Source organism: Chromatiaceae bacterium (assembly GCA_024235395.1).
Taxonomy (GTDB): Bacteria; Pseudomonadota; Gammaproteobacteria; order Chromatiales; family Chromatiaceae; genus Thiosocius.
Window position 1 is genome coordinate 89,921 of the sequence record JACKMK010000001.1, and the last position, 24,322, is coordinate 114,242.

Sequence of the window (24,322 nt, forward strand, 5' to 3'; positions counted from 1 at the left end):
CGATGGTCGAACTCAAGTCCATGTTGCGAGTCATCAACCGATCTGTGGGACGCGCAATTGTTCGGTTCGTCGCGGCGATGGCATTCGCAGTATCCACCTGCGATGCAGCCTGGATCGATGTCAGTGACAGCGTCTCGGTGCAGCGCAGCCGTCCACTCTACAACTTCGCCACCAAGACGAGTTATTTCGATGCCTGGCTGGTCAACGGACCACAGGAACGGTCGGGTGAGCTCCAGCTCGTCATCGATTCGGTGACTCCCTCAGACGTCGAGGTTTCGAACGCAGACGGAGTAACCGAAGACGGGTTCCCTTTTTTTGCCTACGATGGCTTGCTTGCAGATCAGACCAGTGGCAAACGACGCATCGAATTGTCCAATCCGCGCCGCCAGCGGTTCGCGTATACGACACAGGTCAGGTCGCTCGACGCAAACCAGGCACCGGTCGCCGATGCCGGACCGGATCAGACCGCCTACGTCGGTGACCTGGTGCAGTTGGACGGCGGCGCCTCTAGCGATGCCGAAGGCGATCTACTCGACTATTTCTGGAATTTTCTGACTCGTCCAGCGGGCAGCCTGGCCACACTGTCCGATCCGAACGCGGTCGGACCGAGCTTTGTGCTCGATGTCCCTGGGGATTACGCGATCCAGCTCGTCGTCAGCGACGGGCTCTCGGACAGCGCGCCGGATGTGGTCGCTGTCTCGACACTGAACAGCTCACCGGTCGCCCGTGCCGGCAGCGACCAGAGTGTTTTCGTCGGCGACCTCGTCACGCTCGACGGGAGTGCGTCCAGCGATGCCGACGGCGATACGCTGACCTATCAGTGGTCTTTCGAGAGCGTGCCGCCCGGCAGCGGTGCATTCCTTACCGACGCGACCGGCACGCGCCCAACGTTCGAAGTCGATCTGGCCGGCGATTACGAATTGCAACTGGTCGTCAACGACGGTTTCGAGGACAGCAGTCCGGATACCGTGAGGGTGTCGACGCAGAACAGCGCGCCGATCGCACGCGCGGGCGACGATCAGAGCGCATTCCTCGGCGACACGATTATGCTCGACGGTAGTCTGTCCAGCGACGTCGACGGAGATCTGCTGACTTATAGGTGGTCGCTGATCAGCATACCGCTGGGTAGCGTCGCAACATTGTCGAATTCCGCGGCGGTCGCGCCGACGTTCGAGATCGACCAGCCCGGTGCGTACGTGGCTCAGTTGATCGTCAACGACGGTGTGCTGGACAGCACACCGGACACGGTGACGGTTTCGACCGAGAACAGTCCGCCGGTCGCAGAGGCAGGGCCTGACCAATCGGCGTTCGTCGGCGACAACGTCATGCTCGACGGTAGTGCGTCCTTCGATGCCGACGGCGATGCGCTGTTCTTCACCTGGTCTCTGGTCGGTAAACCGGCAGGCAGCGCCGCGGCCCTTTCGGATCCGAGCCGGATCGATCCGGGCTTTACAATCGATCTGCCCGGCGACTATGTGGTGCAGCTGGTCGTCAACGACGGTACCGCGGACAGCACGCCGGACAGTGTCACGATCAGCACGCTGAACTCGCGGCCGGTGGCCGATGCCGGCCCCGACCAGGAAGGCGGCGTTGGCGAAGCGATGGCACTCGACGGTACCGGCTCGTTCGATGCCGACGGTGACCTGCTCGATTTCGCCTGGTCCCTGCTGTCGCGGCCGGTAACCAGCGGCGCGCTGATCGAGAATGCGGACCTCGCCGTCGCATCACTGACGCCAGATGTCGACGGCGACTATGTCGTACAGCTGATCGTTCACGACGGCGAACTGGAAAGCACGCCGGATACCGCGATGCTCTCGATCAGCCCGGTCGTCGTCAACGATCCGCCCGTGATCACATCTGCGCCGATCACGATTGCACAGGTCGGGGCACTGTACGGCTACGCGGTACAGGCGAGCGATCCGAACGGCGACACCTTGGCGTTCTCGCTCGACGAGGCACCCATCGGCATGGACATGGATGCGGTCGACGGTTCGATCAGCTGGACGCCAACTGCCGATCAGACCGGTGACTTCCCGGTGATCGTGCGCGTCACGGATACCGGTGGTCTCTTCGCAACCCAGAGCTACTCGATATCGGTGCCGGGCTTTGGCGCGCATGCGCCGGATCTGTTGCCTCCGGGCGACCGCAGCATCCCGGTAGCACAGGCGTTCTTTGCTCAGCTGTTCGCGGTCGATCTCGATCCCGGCGATACCAGGACCTTCAGCCTGATCAGTGGGCCGGCCGGTTTGACGGTCAGTGAAACAGGCGTGTTGCAATGGACGCCTGATGTCTCAGCGCTGGGATCGCACCCCGTAGAGGTGTCGGTCAGGGACGGCGCCGACCAGTCGGATTCGGAGACTTTTTCGATCGACGTCTATGAACCCGTGCTTCCGAGCGCGGTGAATACACCGCCTGTCCTGCTCGTGCCGGGTGAACAGCCCTTGCTCGTCGGCACCGCGTTGAGCTTGACGGTGGCGGGGTCCGACGCCGATGGCGACAGCATCGAGTTCGCGTTTGCCAACGCGCCCGCAGGAATGACCATCGATCCGTTGACCGGTGCAATCGCATGGACACCGGACGTCACCGCTGTCGGTCGACATGACGTTGTCATCAAGCTCACCGACGTCCGCGGCGCGGCCGACTTCGGCAGCTTCGTGGTCGAGGTGTCGGCAGTCAACGGTGCACCGGTCGCTGCCGACGATGCCTACACGGTCAGGCTCGGTGACACGCTGACCGTGCCGGCGCCGGGGGTGCTGCGCAACGATTCGGATCCCGACGATGATCCGCTGACCGCGGCGCTCCACAATCCGCCGCAGAAGGGCACGCTGAACCTGGCGGCCGATGGCGGCTTCGAATACACACCGGATGTCCCGGTGATCGAGATCGGGCTGGCGCAGCAGTGCGTCTACTACGATCGTGGCGGATTTGCCGAAGGTACCGCGGTGGGCGATATCGACGGCGACGGCGATGTCGAGATGGTCAGCGTGCTGCGTCCTGCCACCGGGCCGGAGGTTGCCATCGTCGATGGCGCGACCTGCGCGGCCGAGGTCGTGCTGCTGGGCGGTGGCGAGGACATCGGTGAGGGTGACCCGGAAGCGACAGTGACGCTCGTCAACCTGGACGACGATGCCGATTTGGAGATCGTCGTGCCGTACAGTCGCTGGAACCCCAATGCGGGTGCGGATTTCAGCAGCAACGAAGCGGCCTACTTGATGGCCGTCAATCGCGATGGCACACCGGTGTGGAATACGCCCACCCGTCTCTCGGATCCCGTCAGCTACGTGCGAGACAGCAGTGTCGCACCCCGGACGGTCGGTCCGGTACCGGTCGATCTCGATGGGGACGGCGACGTCGAGCTGCTGCAGGCCTGGATCGCTGACAGCACGATCATCAACACGGTACGCGCAGCGGTAGTCGCCTATGAAGGGCGTACAGGTGCGGTGCGTTGGGAATATGTCGGTCCGCCACAGCGGACGTTCGGTACCGGTGTGCCGGCGCGCAGCCCGATCGTGGCCGACCTCGACCTGGATGGCAAGATCGAGATCATCTGGAACCACAGTGTGCTGAATGCCGATGGCACGCTGAAGTTCCTGTTGCCGGTCGACGAGTTCACCACCGGTGTCGCCAATATGCTGGTCGCCGCGGTCGCGAACTTCGACGACGACCCCTATGCGGAGATCGTTGCGTATGATCCCTTTAACCACTATGTGTTCGAACACGACGGGACACTGAAGTGGAAGATCGAGCGTGACATGGGTTCGGTTTCCGGTTCGGTGCGCGCCTATTCCCTGATCACCGTGGCCCAGCTCGACGACGACAGCCCACCGGAATACGTCGTGATGCGCCGCGGCACGGGAACGGTGGCTTGGGCCCTGTATGCCTACGATACCGACGGCAGCGAGTTGTGGAACCAGTTCGACCTGGGCCTGTCGATCGAAAACCAGGAACTGAGCGCGGTGGCACCGGCCGCGTTCGACTTCGATCGCGATGGCATCGATGAAATCGTCTTGCAGCACCCGGGTGGTGAAGGTGGTAGCCTGCCAGAGCCCGGGCTCTACATCCTGTCGGGTGAGGACGGCTCGATCATCGCCCAGGACCCCACGGGCCTGCTGCCGGGGCGACCCGCAGAGCCGGTCACGATCGCCGATATCGACGGTGACGGTGCGGCCGAGATCATCGGCTCGCATGTCTACCCGTCCGGTGGCGGCGGTGAATTGCGCGTGTTCGAGGGCCTGCCCGGTAACCCGTTCCCGGCGGCCCGGCCGATCCGCAACCATTCCAATTACCAGCCGACGCATGTCAACGCCGACGGATCCATCCCAACCTACATCCGGCCGCACTGGCTGATCCCGGGCCTGAACAAGTTCTTCGCCACGCCGATCATCCCGGGCGAGGATGGGGTCGAGGCCGACACGTTCAGCTATGTCGCCAATGACGGCGAGTTGGATTCCAACGAGGCGACCGTCACGATCGAGCTGACGACCTTCGGTGCGCCGGAGATCGTCTCGCAACCGATCCTCGGTGCGTCGCCCGGTTTCGCCTATGAGTACGGTGCGCTGGCGATCGATCCCGATGTCGGCGACGAGTTGACCTGGGCGCTGGTCGACGGGCCTGACGGCATGACCATGGATCGGTTCGGCATCGTGCGCTGGACACCGGCGGCGGCCGATCTCGGCACCAACCGCGTCCAGATCGTCGTGACCGACAGCAACGGCAACAACGATAGCCAGATCTTCAACGTCAATGTCGAAGGCGCCGCCGAGGTGCCGTCGGTGATCGGCCAGGATCAAGCGACCGCCGAGAGCACGATCGCCGGCGTCGGCCTGGTGACCGGCGCGGTGCGAGAGCGTTTCGATCCGGCTGTTGCCGTCGGCTTGGTTGCGGCACAGGATCCGGTGGCCGGCACGGTGGCACCGGCCGGTGCGTCAGTCAGTATCACCCTGTCGCTCGGGCCTTCACCGGCCGACATCGACGATGACGGCGATGGCTTCAGCGAAAACCAGGGCGATTGTGCCGATGACGACCCGAGCCGTTTCCCGGGTGCTGTGGACTCACCTGGAGACGACATCGACCAGAACTGTGACGGTGCCGATGCGACACTGCCGATCGTCGACCTGGTCATCGAACCTGCGATATCCGAAGTGTTGACGGGGCAGACGGTTCGCCACGCGGCGACCGGCATCTTCGACAACGGCACCAGCCAGAGCATTACCGATCTCGCGGCCTGGACCAACGGACCAGTGTTCTCGTCCGGTGTCGCCGGCAGCTTCGAGGTCAGTGCAAGCCGCGATGGCGTCACCGCGACCGCGACGGTCAACGTACGTGACCGTGTACCGGGCGACGATACGCCACCGCTCGCAGAGATCACCGGCCCTGAGGGCAACGCGACCATCACCGCGCCGACCGACATCGTCGGCACGGCCAGCGACGCGAACCTGCTGAAGTACGAACTGGCCTATGCAGTCGCCGGGAGCGACGACTTCACGACCTTCGCGAGCAGTACCACGCCGGTCACCGATGGCGTGCTGGGCCAGTTCGACCCGAGCCTGCTGATCAACGACCTCTACACGATCCGCCTGACCGCGTATGACCGTGGTGGAAACATCACGATCGACGAGACGACCGTGCAGGTGGATGGCGATCTAAAGGTGGGCAACTTCACGCTGCGCTTCGCCGACCTGACGATCCCGATGTCCGGTATTCCGATCACCGTGACGCGCACCTACGACAGCCGCGAGCAGCGAAGTGGCGACTTTGGCTACGGCTGGTCGCTGGACGTCAACACGCTGCGACTGAGCACCAGTCGCGTGCTGGGTACCGGGTGGGAAGTCCTGAAATCCGGTCTTGCGTACAGACTCGTGCCTACCGATGCTCATACCGTCAGCGTGACGATGCCCGACGGTCACGTAGAACAGTTCGACATGGTTGTCGCGCCGTCGAACTCGGCGATCGTCCCGTTCCCGCCATTGACGCAGTCGGTGCGTTACCAGCCCCGGCCCGGCACCTTGGGCCAGTTGGCGAGCCTCGACGAAAACTTCGTCAGTATTCTCGACCCGCAGCCCGGCGTCATCGACCTGCGACGTGACAGCGATGGTCGTGTCTACGAACCGCAACGATTCCGCTATACAGCCGCGGACGGCACCCGGATCGACATCCACAAGACCTCAGGGGTCGAGCGCATTGTCGACCCGAATGGCAACACGCTGACATTCAGCGAAAATGGCATCACACACTCGGCTGGCAAGTCGGTCGTGTTCGATCGTGATGTTCAGGGGCGGATCACCCGGATCACCGACCCGGTCGGTAACGTACGGTCCTACGATTACGATGCGAACGGCGACCTGCGCAGTCATACCGACGGCGAAGGCAACGCGACCCAATTCACATATGATTGGCGGCATGGCCTGATCGAAATTGTCGATCCGCTCGGCCGGCCGCTCGCGCGCAACGAATATGACGATGACGGGCGACTGGTTCGCAGCACCACCGCGGACGGTCGGGTGATCGATTTCGCACACGACATCGGCGCGCGCCAGGAGGTGCTCACGGAAGCCGATGGCAGCGTCACCGTGATGGAGTACGACGAGCGCGGCAATATCCTCCGCACGACCGACCCGCTGGGACGTGTGACCACGAATACCTATGACGCCGACGACAATCTGCTCGGTACGACTGACCCGTTGGGCAATACCATCACGCAGACGTTCGACGCGCGTCGTAACCGACTCACGGTGACCAATGCGCTCGGACATACGACCACGCTGGCGTACAACGATCAGGACCACGTCACCTCGATCACCGATCCGCTCGGTCGCACGACGCGCTTTGCCTATGATGCCCGCGGTAACCGCATCTCCGTGACGGATGCGCTGGGGAACGTCACGGCTCATGCCTACGATGCGCGGGGAAGCCGGATCGCGACAACCGACGCGTTGGGTAACACGATACAGCTGGAGTACAGCGCGGCAGGTAACCTGGAGGTTCGAACCGATGCGCTCGGGAACAGCGAGACACTGAGTTATGACGCAAACAGCAGGTTGATCGGCGACACCAATCGGCTCGGACATAGATCCGTACTCCGGTTGGATGCTCGTGGTCTTTCTGTCGGTGGCGATGACCCGGCTGGTCGGTCCATGACGTTCGTTTGGAATGCGGCCGGTAAACTCGAAACCGTGATTGATCCGGCGGGTGCTGCTACGCAGCAAGCGCTCAATGCGGCCGGCAAGGAGATCGCGTTCACCGATGCATCGGGTCAGCGCACCGAGCGGACCTATGATCTGAGAGGGCGCTTGGCGTCGATCGTCGATCCACTGGGACGGACAACGTCGTTCGGTTACGACGCCGCGGGGCAGCGCACCAACGCAACGTCTCCGGACGGCGGTGTCAATCAGACGCGCTACGATGCCGTGGGGCGTATCGCCGAACTCGAAGACGCGTTGGGCCGCATCATGCGATACGAATACGATGCGGCGGGACGCAACACCAAAGTCATCGATCCGTTGGGCAACGAGACCCGCTACGCGTACGACGCGGTCGGCAACCAGATCAGCATGACCGACGCGCGCGGCAACGTATTCGAGTACGCCTATGACGTGCTCGGGCGCAAGGTTCGCACCACCTTCCCGGACGGCAGTTTCATCGAGACCGGCTACGACGCCGTTGGTCGCGTCATCAGTGAAACGGATGCCTTGGGCCGGACCACGACCTATGCTTACGATGCCAACAGCAATCTGGTGCAGGTCACAGATCCTGCCGGCGCGCAGACCCGCTTCGTCTACGATGCCGAAGACAAGCTCGTCAGTCAGACCGATGCGCGCGGACACGTCACAACCTTCGCATATGATGTCAACGGTCGCCAGATCGCCAAGACCTATCCGGACGGCACGACCGAGACGCAGAGCTACGATCTGGCCGGCAATGTCGCCTCGCAGACCGACCCGAATGGAGATACCACGGTCCTCGCGTACGACGCAAACGGTCGGCTGACCCGCAAGGTCTTTGCCGACGGCAGCGAGGAGACCTATACCCACAGCGCGACCGGGCGCACCCTCGTGGCGGGTAACGCGAACGGCGATGTCACATTCGAGTACGACCTCAACGACCGGCTGACCGGGTTGGAGAACCCGGACGGAAGTGCCATCGCGTATACCTACGATCTTGCCGGCAACCGGACCAGCGATACGATTCGAAGCGCGCTGGGTGCACCGGCGCGGACTACGCACTACACCTACGACGATCTCAACCGGATCGAGACGGTCACCGATCCGGACGGGCAGATCATCACCTATGGCTACGACGCGAATGGCAATCTAGCGAGTATCGACTATCCGAACGGGGTGACCTCAACGTTCGCCTACGACAGCAACAACCGCCTCGAAGTGCTCACCCACTCCAATGCCACGAGCACCCTGGCGCGTTACGCCTATGACGTCAACGCAGTCGGCGACCGGACACGTGTCACCGAGATGAATGGCAGCTGGGTGGACTATGCGTACGACGATATGCGTCGACTCGTCAGGGAAAGCCACTTCGACAGCAGTGGAGTCAAGCAGTTCGAGCTGCTGTACGAATACGATTTGGTCGGCAACCGCACCGCGCTGATCGACATTCGGGGCGACAGGACGGTGTTGAGTTATGACGCCGCCGACAAGCTGCTTGCCGCGGGCGGTGACACATTCGACTACGACGCGAACGGCAACCTGCGCTCGAGAAACGGCGCAGGCGGTCTGACCGCCTATCAGTACGACCGCGAGAACCAGCTGGTCGGCGCATCGACGCCGCTTGCGGATATCGCCTACGCCTATGACGCGAACGGCGAACGTGTCCGGCGTGACGACGGCGTGGCGGCGACGCGTTATCTGGTCGACCCGGTCAGCACGACCGGCTATTCGCAGGTCCTTGCCGACTACGAAGCCGGTGGGATTGCCGCGCAATACGTGTTCGGTAGCGGGCTCCTGAGTCGCCACGATGCAGCGCAGAGCCAGTTCTTCCACAGCGACGCGAGTCGTAACGTGCGCCTGCTGACGGATGACGCAGGACAGACGTCAGACAGTTACCGCTACAGCGCGTTCGGCGAGGTCATCGAGCGCACCGGCGGCACGGCCAATCCACACACCTTCGCCGGTGAGCGCTACGATTCGGCGACCTCGCTGACCTACCTGCGTGCGCGCTACTACGACCCGTCCACCGGGCGCTTCGTCAGCCGCGATCCGTTCGGTGGCATGTTGCGTGACCCGGTGTCGCTGCACCGCTACCTGTACAGCCACGCCAATCCGGTCGCGTTTTCCGACCCGAGCGGGTTGGTGACCTTGGCGGAGGTGAAGGTCAGTACCTTCATCGGGGCAACAGTCGGCGGCATATCGTCTTACATTTCGGCTCGCTTGGCGGGTAAGAAAGGATTGGCGCTGATCTCAGAAACGATTATCGGCGCAGCCTTCGGAGCGATCGGTGGCGCCTATGGCACGGCTCTGTCGAAGGCGTTTGCCGAATCCAAGATGATCATGACGCTGCTGCGCAACCCTGCCGTTGCGAAGTTCGCGGGGCGTCTGGTCTATGCCATCCCGGTCACTTTTCTTAATTTCCTCGAAGACCTCAGCAAAGGCCTTAGCAGTGGGGAGGCGCAAGAAAAGGGCTGGGATTATGCCTGGAGCCTGGCCGAGGTCACGGCTGCAAACCTTTTCGTCAATGCCTTGCTCGGCCCAGGACTTTCGACAGCAGGAGTCGGCGACGATGTGGTCGCAGCGGCGGGGCCCACTGGTCGGTTCGCCATCGAAGGAGCGCAAGGGACGCTGGAGATCTTTGGCGACGCGGCACAAAGGTCGCGCGCCATCCGGACGGCGGCGCTTGTTGAAGGGACGAAGCTGGGGATCGGAGACGGTACCGGATTGCGCATTCTGCGCCACGTAGGCGGAGAAGCATGGAAGGCGCTGGAAGACGCACCCAAGAAATATCTAGAAGAAGCGATCGGAGCGCTCTTGACGTTCTCCTGGGAGATGACAAAGCTGTTCGTCTCAGTGGCACCTGACCGTGCGTACGGCAACATCAAGTGATCGATGGCTGATCAGGCAGGCTCCAACCCGGAAGGAAACTATAGCAATCGCGCTTGAGGTGCCATTTGCTGGCGAAGTCGCGCCGGGAAACGGGTCTGGGTGTGCCGCGTAGACGTCTTTTCGGGCCGGTGAGGCCGTACCCGCACCCTTGAACTCATCGGGCGGATGCACCAGCAGGGTTGGGCTATACGTCTCGGCCACTCGATCCTTTCGCAGCTTGGCGACGCCAAGCGCTACGTGATCGTAGCGTAGATCGAGCCACGAATTCACGGTGATGCGTCTTCAATAGTCCGCAACGCGACGGAGGTGCAAGTTGGATGCGCCTGCAGCCGGTGTCTCCTGATCGGCCGAAGCTGCGGGTGGAGGTTCAATCTAGCGTCGACCGCAATGGGCCGTTCGCCGGACATAGGCCAGCATCTCCAATCGAACCACAGCTTTCTGATTCCCCATCTGGCAGATGTCGACCCGTTGCGGACGTCGGTTGCAAACGCAACGCGGTATTTCAGCGGGCCTCTATGCACTTGACTCACGTGTACTGCAAGACGAGGCAGATACCGATCTCAAGCAAACCTTGGGGAAGTAAGACGCCGCATACTGGATGCGACCCCACCTTGCGGGCGCCACGGAGCTCCGCTTTGGCCGCCCGCTTGGCACGTCGATGCCCGAAGAATTACTTGCCGTTCATTCGCTCTGTGGCAACACCTATCAGTTCAGCGACGTTTCGATGTTGTGACGGATTGAACGACACCACCTCGACACTGAATTGAATGTCATAGCTGCGGGCGGAGCGTATCTCGCGGTCCTTCAGCAGTTGTTCCATCCTTCCCACCGCAGACGCCGTGCCCTCTTCGGATGCACCCGTCACCAACACCGCGAACCCGTCCCCGTCGATGCGACCCAATACGTCGCAGATGCGGAATGTCTTTGTGAGGGCGAGCGCAAACTCCTTGAGGGTCAGGTCACCTTCGGACGCCCCCAAGTCATCGTTAATCTGCTGGAGACCACCCAGGGTCAGGTAGATCAGCGCAGCGGATTCGTCCAGACGACGACACATCTCCAACGCATACGAGGAGTACAGTTCGAATCCACGCCGGTTGGAGATCTGCGTCAGTTCGTCCACGGTGATCAGCTGCAGAGCGGCGAGTTCATCCTCCACGACGTTCGCCAGGTCGCGCAACGCCGCCTCTTCGTCCTCCCGCAGATCACGAGCAACCTGGTCCATGATGCACAAGGCGCCCAACTTGTCACCCGTGGAAGACTCGAACGGGTACCCGGCAAAAAAACGGATGCCGGTCTCACCGGTCACGAGCGGGCTTTCCCGGAAGCGTTCGTCTTCGAGCGCATCGGGAATCACGAACACACCGGAGCCCATTACCGCATGGGCACAAAAGGACATGTCGGGTGTTGTTTCGAGCTCCTCCAATCCTTGGAGTGACTTGATCGACTGGTGACCCTGATCGACCAGGGTGATCAATGCGATCGGAACGTCGAACAGCCCTTTCGCGATGCGTGTTATGCGGTCCAATCGTTCTTCCGGTAACGAATCCAGCATGCCAATTCCTCGCGGCGACGTGAGATGGAGATGTTCGTCAACAGGTTTCCCTGGAATCGAAATGACTGTCTCGTCAATGGCTCTCGAGGTCAAGCGGGCCAAAAGAGGCCGGGAGCGCCCGCCGGACGGCGTCGGGGCAACCGATCACGAGACGGGCTGCACAGGGTAATCTATCGGTATTTTCCCGGCTTCCCTTAGTCAAACGGTGGGCTCGGTTCTCGCAGGCCATTCCGGGCCTTTCGTCGACAAGGACACCACCGCACCGACCTGCTACGAGGAACGACCGGGAAAGACAGGAAATTTGCCGTCTTCGCAACAGGTTAACCGAGTAAGACCCCATACGCCGTGACCAAAAGGCGACCGGATCAGCGCCCTTGTTCCGCCAAGTCGCGTTGCAGCCTGGCGATGGCATCCCCCGGCCCTATGACCACCAGGATATCTTCGGGTTGTAAACGCATGTCCTCGGCGGTCTGGCTGTAGACGAAATGCTCTTCCATCTGACGGTCCACAACACCCAGCAGGATCAGCTCGTAGTTGCGTTCCAGTTCCAGCTCGGAGAGCGCCCGATCGACCAGTGCCGAACCGCCGGGTACCGTGACCTCGGCAATGTTCAGGTTCGCCTGGCCGAACAGCGTTCGGTCGAGAATCGCGGTGACCACTGGTCGCGTGATGATGTCCCAAACGCGCAGGCCGCTGATCTCCAGCGTCTCGATCACCTTGTCCGCCCCGGCGGCGCGCAGAGCGGGTACCGCCCCTCTCCCGTGAGCGATGCTGAAGATGCGTACGCTGGGTGCCAGGGCACGGGCCGACAGGGTCAGAAACACATTGTCGGCATCGTTTGGAAACAGGCAGAAAACCGTGTCGATGGACTCACCCAGGCCCAGCTTCGCGAGTTCGTCGTCGTCCCGGAAATCCAGCGCCGCTGTCTCGAAACCGGCCTTGCGCGCTTTCGACAGGTTGACCGGGTCATTGTCGACGATGGTCACCAGGTAATCGCCGGTGTTCAGGTAATACGCGACCTCCACCGCGGAACGATAGTAGCCAAACAGCGCAATGCCGCGTTGCGCCACCTCAGGCCATCCCCGAGCGAAACTGACCGGCACCGAGTTCCCGGCGGAAATGTACCAGGCTGTACTCGTATCCGAACACGACCAGGGTATCGCCGGCTTCGATACGAAAATCGAGGCTCGGCTTGAAGATGAAGCAGAAGTCGTCCTCCAGGGGGAAGAGATGGTCCACGTCCGCCGGACGCCAGTCGCGGACCGTGATCACGCCGAACAGGAGCAGCTTGCGTCGGACGAAATCCACTTCGGCGAGGGTGTGCCCACATACCGGGGCACTCCCTTCCACGCGCACCGCCTCCAGAGCGACCTCCCGCTCACCCCGCAGAATTCCATAGATCGCTTCGAAGGCGGTCGGTCGCCCGACGTACTCCGCGGCAATCAGGCCGACGACCTCCGAGGTCGACACGGTATGGTTGGCCCCAGCCAGGACCAGCTTGCGCGCGACATCCTTGGTACCCGCCCGCGCAATGATGCGTAGTCCGTCATTCAACTGGCGGGCACTGACCGTCAGGAACACGTTTTTCACGTCGTCATTGGTCACGCACACCAGGGTATGCGCGCGATCGACCTTCGCTATGCCTTCCAGCAACCCGTTGTCGGCTGCGTCGCCCTGTACCGCCAGGTAACCGCGCTTGCTCGCCAGACGCACCTTGCTTTCGTCGATATCGACGACGACGAAACGTTGCCTGACCGCCCACAGTTTCGCCGCGACGACCTGTCCGACCTCGCCAAATCCATAGATCACGGTGTACGAAGACCCGCGTTCGAGCTCGGAGAAAACCCGGTGCTCACGCAGGTCCCCCAGTTTCTCCTGGAAGGCTGCGACCACTATCGAAGTCGTGAAAGCGAGCACACCGATCCCTGATACGATCAACGCCAGGGCCACAACACGTCCTTCGGTGGTATGCGGTGTGATGTCGCCGTAACCGACCGTGGACAGCGTCACCATCGACCAATACACGGCGTCGAAAAAGGTATCGATGGAGCCACCCTGGACAGCACCTTCGAACACGTAGATGGCGCTCGCCGCCGCCAGAACGACGAACACCATGAAAAAGGCGAGTACGTAGAACTCGAACCGCCGCTCGGCGAGCACATCGGTCATGCCATGCACGCTACGGGCGTAGCGGAACAGTTTGAACAGGCGGAACAGCAGGAAGACACGAAGCAGGCGCACCGGCCGATAGCTCGGCAGGATCGCCAACAAATCGATGATGGCGAGTGGGCTGGAGACGTACGCCCATTTCCGGCGCGCGACGTCCACCAGGACCGGCCACAAGCGGAACGGCACGTGCAGGAATTCGGCCTGTCGGTACTGGTCGAGTACCACCGCATGCACGTCGCTGGAGATCCACAGCCGCGCCAGGTACTCGAGGATGAACAGGGTTACCGCGAAATACTCGAACCACAGCATCCACGCTGCGACCTTGTTCTCGACCGAATAGACCAACAGCGCGACGCTCGCCAGTACGACCAGGATCATGGCGAGATCGAAGTAGCGCTTGGCCCGCGACGTGGGATCCTCCAGCAACTCGCGAACGGCGCCCTTCGCCCGCAGATAGTCGGGGCTCGACTCCAGCATCAGGCAGAAACGGACCAGCAGTGTCTTCGGCGTCATATTCCGGAGGATTCACCTGTCACTCGCGAGCGATCCTGCTGCCGTCGGTCAGCGTGCAAGCGAGCGGGCACGTGATTCAATAAGGCTCGGCGAAGCGCCGGGATCAACGGGAATTATCCCATATATCCTCGCCGGGCACCCGGAGGTGGGGTGCGGCCGCAGGGATCGACAAGACCACTTCTCTTAATCGATCTGCTCAATCGCCCCATCATCAGGTCGACAGCGGCCCGCATCGAACCGCGCTCACCGAGCCCCGGCATTCGACGACGTGAAGACCGGGTCTCCGGTCATTGCTCCCCGTCGCGCATGCGCTCGCAAAAGGTGCGGGTGTCGGGGTTTTCCACCGCATCGACGATCGCGTTGACGATACTGCCGAACTCCTCGGGCGACAGCACCGTCATCACCCGTGTGAGCAACGTCGGATCGACATGCGCATAGACGGTCTGGCCGCTCTCCAGGTTCAGCACCACCCCGGCCGCCTGGTAATTATCCGCCCCCTCTTCCTGCGCGTTGTCGAACAACTCCCGGTCCATATCCATCAAGGTCTCGTAGCGGGCCTCGATCTCCTCCGAGAGCACGTCGTCGATGTCCTCCGGCAGTCGAACCTCGAAGCCCTCCTCCACCTCACCGGCTTCCGGCTTCTGACCACGCTGGCGCAGAAACTCCACGAATGCCTCGAACGGTGCCTGGTGAAAAAAGATGTACTCCAGCATGCTTTGTCATCCCGCGTGGTCAAGTGTTCCGATCGTTGGCCTAGCTTCGTTGAAGAAATACCGTCCCCGCAAGCCTTCACCGGCGACGGCGAAAGAAATTTGGCGCCGTCGGGAAGAATTTCTGCGTTCGCGCGGTCTGACAGTGAACGGCCGATCGCTCTACGGGGGGCGCGATGAACAAAACTCTCTTGGTCAGTGTACTGCTTGCAGCCGCGGTACTGGTGGTGGTGCTTTGGCCATTCGGCCGGTCGAGCCAGCGTGCGCCGGCCGGACCGGCGGTGGGCGCGCTGGCTGCCGACGGCCATACCCGGCTCGCGACCTTCGCCGGTGGCTGTTTCTGGTGTGTGGAGGCCGATCTCGAAAAAGTGCCCGGGGTGATCGAGGCGGTCTCCGGCTACACGGGTGGCAACCTGGAGAACCCGCGCTACGAACAGGTCGCCGGCGGCGGTACGGGTCACCGCGAAAGCGTCCAGGTCCGGTACGATCCGGACGTGATCAGCTACGAAGGGCTGTTGCAGGCGTTCTGGCGGATTGTCGACCCAACCGACGGCAGTGGCCAGTTCGTCGATCGTGGCAATCAGTACTCGCCTGCGATCTTCTACCACGACGACGAGCAACGCGTCGCCGCTGAACGCTCGCGTGCCGAACTTGCGGCCAGTGGTCGGTATTCGCGCCAGATCGACACACCGATCGAACCGGCGGCCAGATTCTACCCGGCGGAGGAATACCACCAGGACTACTACGCGAAAAACCCGTTGCGCTATCGTTTCTATCGTTTCAACTCCGGGCGCGACCGCTATCTGAGCCGCACCTGGGGCGAGGATCTGGCACTGGACTACGCACGATACTCGGCAAAGCTGCCAGCCGGTTTCAACAAGCCCGACCCGACCGACCTGCGCGAGCGCCTGACGCCGCTGCAGTTCCAGGTGACCCAGCAAGAAGGCACCGAGCCGCCTTTCGACAACAGCTATTGGGACAACAAGCGTGACGGCATCTACGTCGACGTGGTCAGTGGCGAACCACTTTTTTCGTCGACCGACAAGTACGATTCCGGCACCGGTTGGCCCAGTTTCACGAAGCCGCTCGACCCACAGTTGATCGTAGAACACAAGGATTACAGGCTGCTGTTGCCGCGCATCGAGGTCCGCAGCCGCTTCGCCGATTCTCACCTCGGGCATGTGTTCGATGACGGTCCCGCGCCGACCGGGCTGCGCTACTGCATCAACTCGGCGGCCTTGCGTTTCGTCCCGAAAGCGGATCTCGCCGCACAAGGCTATGCACAGTACGCGAAGCTGTTCGAGTGACGCAGTGGTAGTGGGGGTTCAAAACGTCATGATGTCACGATGTACCACCAGCGCCGGTTTGTAACCGAAGATCGCGCTGAGGTGGTGCAGAAACGCATGGTTCGCCTGTTCGAACCACAGCCGGTCGAGTGATTGTTCGACGGCGCGATAGCGTGCATGCAGGTCTGGTTCATCGTGTAGCGCCGCTTCGGCCTGGGCCAGTCCCAGCCACATGCGGCTCGCACCCATGATGAAGTAGGGCCATTCACGTTGCACCGCCACCGGCCAGCGTTCGTCGCTGGTGCCTTCCGGCAGAGTGCCACGCACATCCGGTACCGGCTCTACACGGAATGACAGCAACATGTCGCGGTTACGCAGTGCCTGCAGCAGCGGGTGAGCGGCCACCTCGGCCGAGATTGCATCCACCGTCGCGGGGTCGGTGTACAACACCAGACTGAAGCGATGTCCAACCGGGTCGTCCGGCCAGCGACGGTGAAACCGCCACAACGGGATCGTCGACGCATGTTGCGCGACGATCGGCGCGAGTATCCGGTCGGCGACCAGGATGTCGAGGTAGCTGTCCACCTCACCGTCCGCTGCCGTGTTGAAACGGAAACGCAGGTAGTTCCAGCGCGGCTGGACCACGACGGGCGTCGCCAGGCGCTCCAAAGCGACCGGATCGCCCTTTGGGCTCGGCACTGTCGTACAACCGCCCAGAATCACCGCGAGCAATGTCAAAACCAACAGCACCGATCCGCTTTGACCCGGCTGGATCGCGGTCATGTGGCTGGTGCGTGACGCCCGGGGCGACACGCGCCGGGCGATTTGTCCGATAATCGTGTTGTGTGACATCTTATCCATGAGCGGCGACGGCGACCGCCGCCCGGCTCGAACGGGCCTTTGCACGACAATACCGTGGCAGGTTATGCCGGATCGCAGTAGCGGAGCAATGCCGCCAGAGGGAGATGACGATGATGGACAAAGGATCTCGCCTGCCGATTTTGCTGCTCGCCCTCGGTCTCATCGGGGCGACCTGGGCCGACGACGGCCTGCTGTATCGCTGGACCGATGCACAGGGGCAGGTGCACTTCGGCGACCAACCGCCGACCAGCGACCACTCCTCCGCCCAGCGGTTCGCGGCGCCGCGCTACCAGCCCCCGGAACAATCGCCCAAGGACGACCCTTACTCCATCCTGAATCAGGCCAAACGCCTCGAGGAGGCGCGCCAACGACTGGAGCAGGAGCGCCAGGCCGAGCGCGAACGACAACGTGAATACCGGCTGCGTGAACGTGAACTGGCTGAACGCCAGGCGCCGACCGCCGAACCACCGGCCTCGGCGGTGATCGCCTACCCGCGCCCCGCCTATCCCTATCGGCCACGCTTCCGGCCGCATCAAGTACCGCAACCACCAGGTAGCCTCTGGGAACCCGATCACCCGGCCTATCGCGTACCGGCGCCTTACCCGGCACCGCCGGTCTACGGTCGCGAGGGCATGGGACCCCGCCGCTAGCCCCGGCTCGCCGCTGAACATCCCCGCCGCGTAGGAATGCGGTGCATCTTGCCGCGCCGTTTCGGAAGCACGTTCTGCGCACCTCGTCTTGGATTCCTGAATTGCCGTTCGGCACTGAAGCCATGCGCCGCATTGCCGATAGAGGCGCGTCACATTTTTCACAATCTGCGAATCTAAAGGAGTCCTTGCATGAATGTCCGTTTCCGATTGCTCTCGGTGTTCAACGTCGTCGGTGTCCTGTTCATGGTCTACGCGGGTGTCGTCGCGTATCTGAGTATCGCGCAGTCGCATGCCGTAGACCGACTGATCGGGGGCAACAGTGCCGCGATCGGGAAGCTTCACGAACTGGTCGTTCAACTGGAGAAGACACGCCGCTTCGAGAAAGAGTATTTCATCTATGTCGGGCATACCTCGAAGAAGGCGAAGTACGTCTCCGAATGGTCCGAGTCCATGGAGCGGGTTTTTGCAATCCTCTCGACGCTGAAAGAAGATCCGCAACAGCTGTTCGACGCCGACAAGCAGACGGAATTCACCAGTTGGCTGGGGGCGATCAGGTTTTACGATGCCGAGTTCCGCAAGATCGTCGACAGCTACCAGCACCTGCGGCTGGTCGGCAGTGCTGCGGAAGACGCGACCTCGCGTTACACGGTCGATGCCAACGCAGCCATCGCCGATGGAAAGAACCGCTTGCGCACGGTATTCGACGGTGCTGAGCGGACGCTCGGTGACCTGCGGACAGAGCTTGCCGAGGCACGGGCCGATGTGCAGACCCGCACCGACCGTATGGTCTACCTGGTGTTCGGCGTGAGCCTGTTGCTGTTGGCGATCCTGATCGTCGGTGTGCGCGGACTGCATTCGTCCTTCATGGCACATTTCTATGCGATTCTTGCCAAGGTCAGCCTGTTGCGCGACGGCGACAAGAGCATGTACTTCGACAAGACGGGTGTCGCTGAACTCGATCGGCTTTCTCACGACCTCGAGCAGATAAAAACCCGGTTGATACGCTGCGGCTGACCGCCCAGCATCCGCAACACTGGCAGGGACCCGGTGCGTCACCGGGTCCCTGCACAGGGTATCGTCCACCGGTATCCGCCGCTGAGCCCGCGCCGTCCTGACCGGTGCTTCCCCGACACCCTTCCCCAAGCCCATCTGCGCCCCGATCACCCTTCACGCAACCGGACCCGAAAGCCGTACGGTCGACTGACGCGATCGATCAAGCCATACAGTGCGAGACGTCCGGAGTGATCCAAACCCGGCGCTGCCCCGTATAAGCGGGCGTGTACGAAAAAACCTGGCGGTTAAAACCGGGACGGCTTGCCACCATGCACTCCTCATTCCTCGCTGCTGTCGGCACCGGCGGACTTGCTCTGGCCATCCAATCCAGCGCACCGGCCGCCCAACCGGAGACATACCTGCCGGCGGGGCCCGAGGTCGTGCTCGAACACCTGCCCGATGGAGCGTTTCCGCTCCGGTCATATACGGGCAATGAGCGGCCGAGCATCGAGCAGGTGCGTAGCGATGCACTCGCCTACATCGAGGTCGCACGGCGCAGCGGTGATCTGCGCTACCTGGGATACGCCGACGGCGCCTTGCGTGCCTGGGAATCGGTGCGGCCGCCACCCGCGCCGTTGTTGCTCCCTCGCGCCATGCTTCAGCAGGCACGTCACGAGTTCGACCAGGCCCTTGCGACCCTGGATCTTTTGCACGAGCGCCAGCCCGACAACGCCCAGGCGTGGCTGACACGTGCAGTGGTCCATCAGGTGCGGGGTGAACCGGATGCCGCGCTCCGCAGCTGCATCAAGCTGCACCCAGGTGGCGGTCGCCTGATCACGGCCGCCTGTATCGCCGGCAGCGCGCGAATCACCGGTGACGCCGCGACCGCCTACCGGCTGCTGCGCGCCGCAATACGCGACGCGACGGACCACGACAGGGAGCACATCCCCTGGGCATTGCGGGTGCTCGCCGAACTGGCCGAGATCAATGGTGATCCGACCTTTGCGCGCGCCTGTCTGATACAGGCCCTGGACGCAAATCCCGGCGATATCCGCACGCGGCTCGCATTGGCCGATCTTCTGTTACGTCAACACGACGCCGCGACGGTACTCGAGATCGTGCCCGCGGACTCCCGGTCGCCGGTACTGACTCTGCGACGCGCGCTGGCCGCGAGTCTCCTCGGACACCCGGATCTGGCGCGCCACCAGACCGTGCTCGAGGACTACTTCGCCGCCGCGCGGCGACGCGGCGAGACACTGCATGACCGCGAGTCTGCGCTCGCCGATCTGCGGATCTTCGGACGTCCTGAACGCGCTCTCGCCGTGGCCCGCCGAAACTGGCGTACACAGCGCGAGTTCGCCGATACCGAGTTGCTGCTCGGCGCGGCATTGGCGTGCGGCGACCTGGCCACGGTGCAGCATGTCAGAGACTGGCTGAGGGGGCACCGCAACCTGGACGCCCGACTGGCAGCGATCTTGCGGGCATCCGCACCCGAAGGCAGCGGCGATGCGTCTTAGTACCGTGCAGCGCTGGACCTGTTGGTGGTTGTTGTTCCCGGTGGTGGCACTCGCGCATACCGCGAGCGATAGCTACCTGACGCTCGACCTGGCGGGAAATCCTCCACAACTGCGCTGGGATATCGCGCTGCCTGACCTGCAGCAGGCGCTCGGCCTGGACCGCGATGCCGACCGCCGCATCACCTGGGGGGAGCTGCGCGCGGCGCACCCGGAGATTGCCGGCTATGCGATGCAGCGGCTCAGACTGCGTGCCGCTGGGCGGGACTGTGCCATCGCGGCGCTGCCGCAACGGGTCGCTGACCACAACGATGGCACCTACGCGGTCCTGCCGCTGGACGTGGATTGCGATGGCACCACCCCCACCACGCTTTCCTACAAGCTGCTGTTCGATATCGATCCGACCCACCGCGGTGTACTGCGAGTGATCACCAACACCGGCGAGCAGGTCCACCTCCTGTCTCCGGAGCAGCCCACGGCCATGCTCTCTCGAGAGACCTCGGGCGGCAGACTGCTGCTGGTTCGAGAGCACCTCGAGAACGGGATTGGACACATCCTCGGGGGAGCCGATCACCTGTTGTTCCTGCTTACCCTGATCCTGCCGGTCGTCTTGGAGCATCGCGAAGGACGTTGGCAGGCGGCGACCTCGGCCAGGCAGGTCGCCGGCAAGCTGCTGGGTGTGGTAACCGCATTTACGCTGGCCCATTCCCTGACCCTGTCGCTCGCAGTGCTCGGCATGGTCGAGACTGCCGCGCGCTGGGTCGAGCCCGCTATCGCGTTGACGATATGCCTGGCGGCACTCAACAACGTGCGACCCTTCCTGCCGGGGTCGGCCGCGTCGATCGCGTTTGTCCTCGGGCTGGTGCACGGTTTTGGATTCGCAGCGGCGTTGAGCGGTTTGGGCACGACGCGGGAAACGACCCTGCTGGTGCTCGGCGCGTTCAACGTCGGCGTCGAACTCGGCCAGCTGCTGGTGGTTGGACTGGTTGTCCCGATCGCCTACGTGTACCGGCATTCGAGCGTCTTCCGGGTCGTCGGGGTGCAGTTCGGTTCTGTCGCGATCGCTGCCGTCGCGATCTTCTGGTTCGTCGAACGCAGTCTCACGCTGGGGCTGCTGGTCCGATGAACCCGATCCACTTCCAACCAGAAAGGAGCATGCCATGTCAGCCATGAAAACGATCTTTTCCGCCGCCCTGGCCACCGGCCTGGGCATCACCGCCAGCGGGCTGGCGCTGGGTGCGAGCCACAGCGACGCACCGCTGATCAAACAGGACCCACAGGCCAATCTCACCGACGTCTACGCCTTTGTCGGTACGCGCTACGACGATCCCGACGAACAGGTATTGAACGTGATCGCCAACGTGCGGCCTTTCTCGGAACCCGGTGACGGCGTGATCTACGACCGCTTCGCGGACGATGCACTGTACAGCATCCACATCACCAACCCGGTCAGTGGCGAGACCCAGATGCGTTACGACTTTCGTTTCTCTTCGGTCACCGACGGTTACAAGAATCGCGACACGATACTTTCCTACGGCCTTGGAACCGAGGTCGGACCCATCCAACAGGTCGGTGACGCGCGCCAGAACTATACCCAGCGCTATGCCGTCACACGCACGACCGGCAAGCGTTCCCGCCTGATCGCCCGTGGCCTGCTGACACCGCCACCGAACGTCGGCGGCAACACGACACCGGCATACAACGACCCGGACGGCGCTGCCGTCTCAGGCGCGCCGGACCTAGACGGGCTGGACGACTACACGCGTCAGACCATCTACGACGCCACGACCGGCGAGTCCGTGTTTGCCGGTCCCCGTGAAGACGGGTTCTTTGCAGACACGCCGGCCATCTTCGACCTTCTGGACCTGCGCATTCTCGACAACAACGGCACCCTCGCCGACGGCCTTGGCCAGGACGGCGATGGCGTCGACGGGTTCAAGGGATTCAACGTGCTGACCTACGCGATACAGATTCCGCTGCGCGACCTGCAGCCCATGCCCTACACGGCTGCCTTCGCCGACCTGGGTGACAGCCCATTGCCTGCCGTTTCCCAGGCCACCGGCGTCGGGGTGTACGCCTCGGTGAGCCGCAAACGCATCCGCGTACTGCGCACCGACCGGGAGGCGTTCGACGCCGGTCCCTGGGTACAGGTCAATCGCCTGGGAAATCCGCTGTTCAACGAGGTGCTGGTCGCGCTGAAGGACAAGGACCGCTACAACCGCAGCGAACCGACGAAAGACGCCCTGCTGTTCGGCCGGTATGCGAGTAACCCCGAGATCGCCTCCCTGATCAATACCGTGTTCGGCACCGCCTTTGCCGACACCGGGCGCAACGACCTGGCGCTGGTCTATCTGCCTGACGTGATCCGGGTCGATACCACGACCGGGCCGGTCACGCTGGCTGGGCAGGCAGGGTTCAGTCGACTCGGGTTTGTCGGCGGCGACGTCGCCACGGCCGCGGATGGCCACGTGATGTCGAGCGGCTGGCCGAACGGTCGACGGCTGGGTGACGACGTCGTGGATATTGCGTTGACCGCGGTTGCCAGCGGCCCAGGCTATTCCCCGGTTACGCTCGTGGGTGACAACAGCGACACGAACGACCAGCTTTACCATCAGGTGTTTCCGTATGCGGCAACGCCGCATGCAGGCCCGAGCAACCTCAAGGACTCGCTGTAGTCGCTGCCGGGGAGGCAAATGGTGAAGCGGGCCAGCACTCAATCCGATCGGCGACATCAGGGAAGGCGGTGAATACCTCGACACACCCCAATGAATCCGAGAAACGCCCGCCGGTCGGAGCGAGTCGCGGGCCGGACGACAATCTGCAGGCCACGCTGGCCGGTTGGCTGGTGCGGGTCGCCGCAGACCGCGACCGCGATGCCTTCGACTGTCTGTTCAACCATTTTTGTCCGCGCCTGTACAATTTCATGCGACGTGCCGGGCTCGGCGAGGCGGAGGCGGAAGACCTGGTCCAGGAAACGATGGTCAGGATCTGGACAAAAGCGCACCAATACCGTTCGACGGTCGGGTCCGTGAGCACCTGGGTATATACCATCGCGCGCAACCTGCGTGTCGACAACGCGCGCAGCAAGGTCGGCGGCATCTCCTGGTGCTCCTGCGAAGAGGTGATGGAAGCGCCACTACCGACCGATGGCGAGACGCAGGTCGATGCACTGATGCTCCTCGACCGCGTCGGCCAACTTTCACCCGAGCAACTCACCGTGATCGAACTCGCCTACCTGGACGGACTTTCGCAGTCCGAGATCAGTTCCCGCCTGAAGGTACCGCTGGGTACCGTGAAATCGCGGATCCGCCTCGCCTTCCAGACACTGCGCCATGCGCTAGGTGTTGCGTCATGAACATCACTCACCATATCAGCGTCGAAACCTTGCTGGCCTATTCCGCCGGCACCCTGCAAGCCCCCCTGGCGCTGGTCGTAAGCGTGCACCTGAGAATGTGCGACCAGTGCAGAACGCGCCACGCGGACGCACTGGGTATCGGTGGAGCGATGCTCGAGGGCCTGGGTGGCCCACGGATGCCGTCGGCGGGCCTGGAGCGTTGCCGCGTCGGGATCAGGGAGCGTCTCGATCAGGCTGAGTCGTCAACAGCGGCCGCAGCCACGGATCACGGCGGCGGTACGCGCGACCCCCTGCTCCGCCAGCTGCCGACACTGCCCGATCGCCTGCGCTGGCGGCCACTGACACGCGGTATACAGCAGGTCGCCGTGGCCATGCCGGGCCATCGCGGCAATGGTTGGGTGCGCCTGTTCCGCTTTCAACCGGGGGTGCGCGTGCCACATCACGGTCATCATGCCGAAGAGTTTTCTCTGGTCCTGCAGGGTTCCTATGTGGATGCGATCGGCCGCTACTCGGTTGGCGACCTGGCGGAACTGGATGGCAGGATCCGTCACGAGCCCGCCGTCGACAGCGTGGTCCCCTGCATCGCACTGATCGGGTCGACGGCCGGCGTGGACTTCGACCGCCCGCTGCTACGGACTGTTTCGCGGATTATCGGCATCGGTTAGCAGCG

The 24,322-nt window shown here is 62.9% G+C and carries 14 protein-coding genes; 9 read left to right on the forward strand and 5 right to left on the reverse strand.

Translation table 11 applies throughout. From position 1 onward, the window contains the following. The first annotated feature begins 2 nt into the window (after window positions 1-2). A complete protein-coding gene (locus tag H6955_00435; GenBank protein ID MCP5311987.1) occupies window positions 3-10,049 on the forward strand; it encodes a putative Ig domain-containing protein in 10,047 nt (3,348 codons plus the stop codon). Window positions 10,050-10,719: 670 nt separating this feature from the next. On the opposite strand, the gene H6955_00440 is transcribed toward H6955_00435, so the two are convergent. The 4 genes from H6955_00440 to H6955_00455 form a co-directional block, all read right to left on the reverse strand. Beyond that, on the reverse strand, window positions 10,720-11,574 hold the full coding sequence (locus tag H6955_00440; GenBank protein ID MCP5311988.1) for a diguanylate cyclase: 855 nt from the start codon (window positions 11,572-11,574) through the stop codon (window positions 10,720-10,722). Between the two features lie 392 nt (window positions 11,575-11,966). Then, window positions 11,967-12,671, reverse strand: coding sequence for a TrkA family potassium uptake protein (locus H6955_00445; protein MCP5311989.1), 705 nt, complete (start codon window positions 12,669-12,671; stop codon window positions 11,967-11,969). Window position 12,672: 1 nt separating this feature from the next. Then, window positions 12,673-14,283, reverse strand: coding sequence for an NAD-binding protein (locus H6955_00450; protein ID MCP5311990.1), 1,611 nt, complete (start codon window positions 14,281-14,283; stop codon window positions 12,673-12,675). 287 nt (window positions 14,284-14,570) lie between these two features. Then, on the reverse strand, window positions 14,571-14,996 hold the full coding sequence (locus H6955_00455) for a hypothetical protein (GenBank protein ID MCP5311991.1): 426 nt from the start codon (window positions 14,994-14,996) through the stop codon (window positions 14,571-14,573). 173 nt (window positions 14,997-15,169) lie between these two features. Between H6955_00455 and msrA the strand changes: the two genes are divergently transcribed. Further along, on the forward strand, window positions 15,170-16,300 hold the full coding sequence (gene msrA / locus H6955_00460) for a peptide-methionine (S)-S-oxide reductase MsrA (protein ID MCP5311992.1): 1,131 nt from the start codon (window positions 15,170-15,172) through the stop codon (window positions 16,298-16,300). 18 nt (window positions 16,301-16,318) lie between these two features. On the opposite strand, the gene H6955_00465 is transcribed toward msrA, so the two are convergent. Further along, a complete protein-coding gene (locus H6955_00465) occupies window positions 16,319-17,062 on the reverse strand; it encodes a hypothetical protein (GenBank protein ID MCP5311993.1) in 744 nt (247 codons plus the stop codon). Between the two features lie 188 nt (window positions 17,063-17,250). Here H6955_00465 and H6955_00470 point away from each other — a divergent pair, with 188 nt between their 5' ends. The 7 genes from H6955_00470 (at window position 17,251) to H6955_00500 (ending at window position 24,317) form a co-directional block, all read left to right on the forward strand. Then, a complete protein-coding gene (locus tag H6955_00470) occupies window positions 17,251-17,790 on the forward strand; it encodes a DUF4124 domain-containing protein (protein ID MCP5311994.1) in 540 nt (179 codons plus the stop codon). 189 nt (window positions 17,791-17,979) lie between these two features. Beyond that, window positions 17,980-18,804 carry a hypothetical protein gene (locus H6955_00475; protein ID MCP5311995.1) on the forward strand — a complete coding sequence of 275 codons (825 nt, stop codon included), beginning with the start codon at window positions 17,980-17,982 and terminating at the stop codon, window positions 18,802-18,804. Window positions 18,805-19,112: 308 nt separating this feature from the next. Beyond that, the gene (locus H6955_00480; protein MCP5311996.1) at window positions 19,113-20,300 is read left to right on the forward strand and encodes a hypothetical protein; all 1,188 of its coding nucleotides are present in this window, start codon (window positions 19,113-19,115) and stop codon (window positions 20,298-20,300) included. Next, entirely contained in the window at window positions 20,290-21,423 is a 1,134-nt protein-coding gene (locus H6955_00485) for a HupE/UreJ family protein (protein MCP5311997.1), read from the forward strand. Before H6955_00480 ends, H6955_00485 begins: the two co-directional genes overlap by 11 nt. A gap of 34 nt (window positions 21,424-21,457) precedes the next feature. After that, window positions 21,458-22,972 (forward strand): DUF4331 domain-containing protein, encoded by a 1,515-nt coding sequence (locus H6955_00490; GenBank protein ID MCP5311998.1) that lies wholly within the window; start codon window positions 21,458-21,460, stop codon window positions 22,970-22,972. A 68-nt stretch (window positions 22,973-23,040) separates the two neighbouring features. After that, window positions 23,041-23,652 carry a sigma-70 family RNA polymerase sigma factor gene (locus H6955_00495; GenBank protein ID MCP5311999.1) on the forward strand — a complete coding sequence of 204 codons (612 nt, stop codon included), beginning with the start codon at window positions 23,041-23,043 and terminating at the stop codon, window positions 23,650-23,652. Continuing rightward, window positions 23,649-24,317, forward strand: coding sequence for a cupin domain-containing protein (locus tag H6955_00500; protein ID MCP5312000.1), 669 nt, complete (start codon window positions 23,649-23,651; stop codon window positions 24,315-24,317). The genes H6955_00495 and H6955_00500 overlap by 4 nt, the downstream gene beginning before the upstream one ends. The last annotated feature ends 5 nt before the right edge of the window (window positions 24,318-24,322 follow it).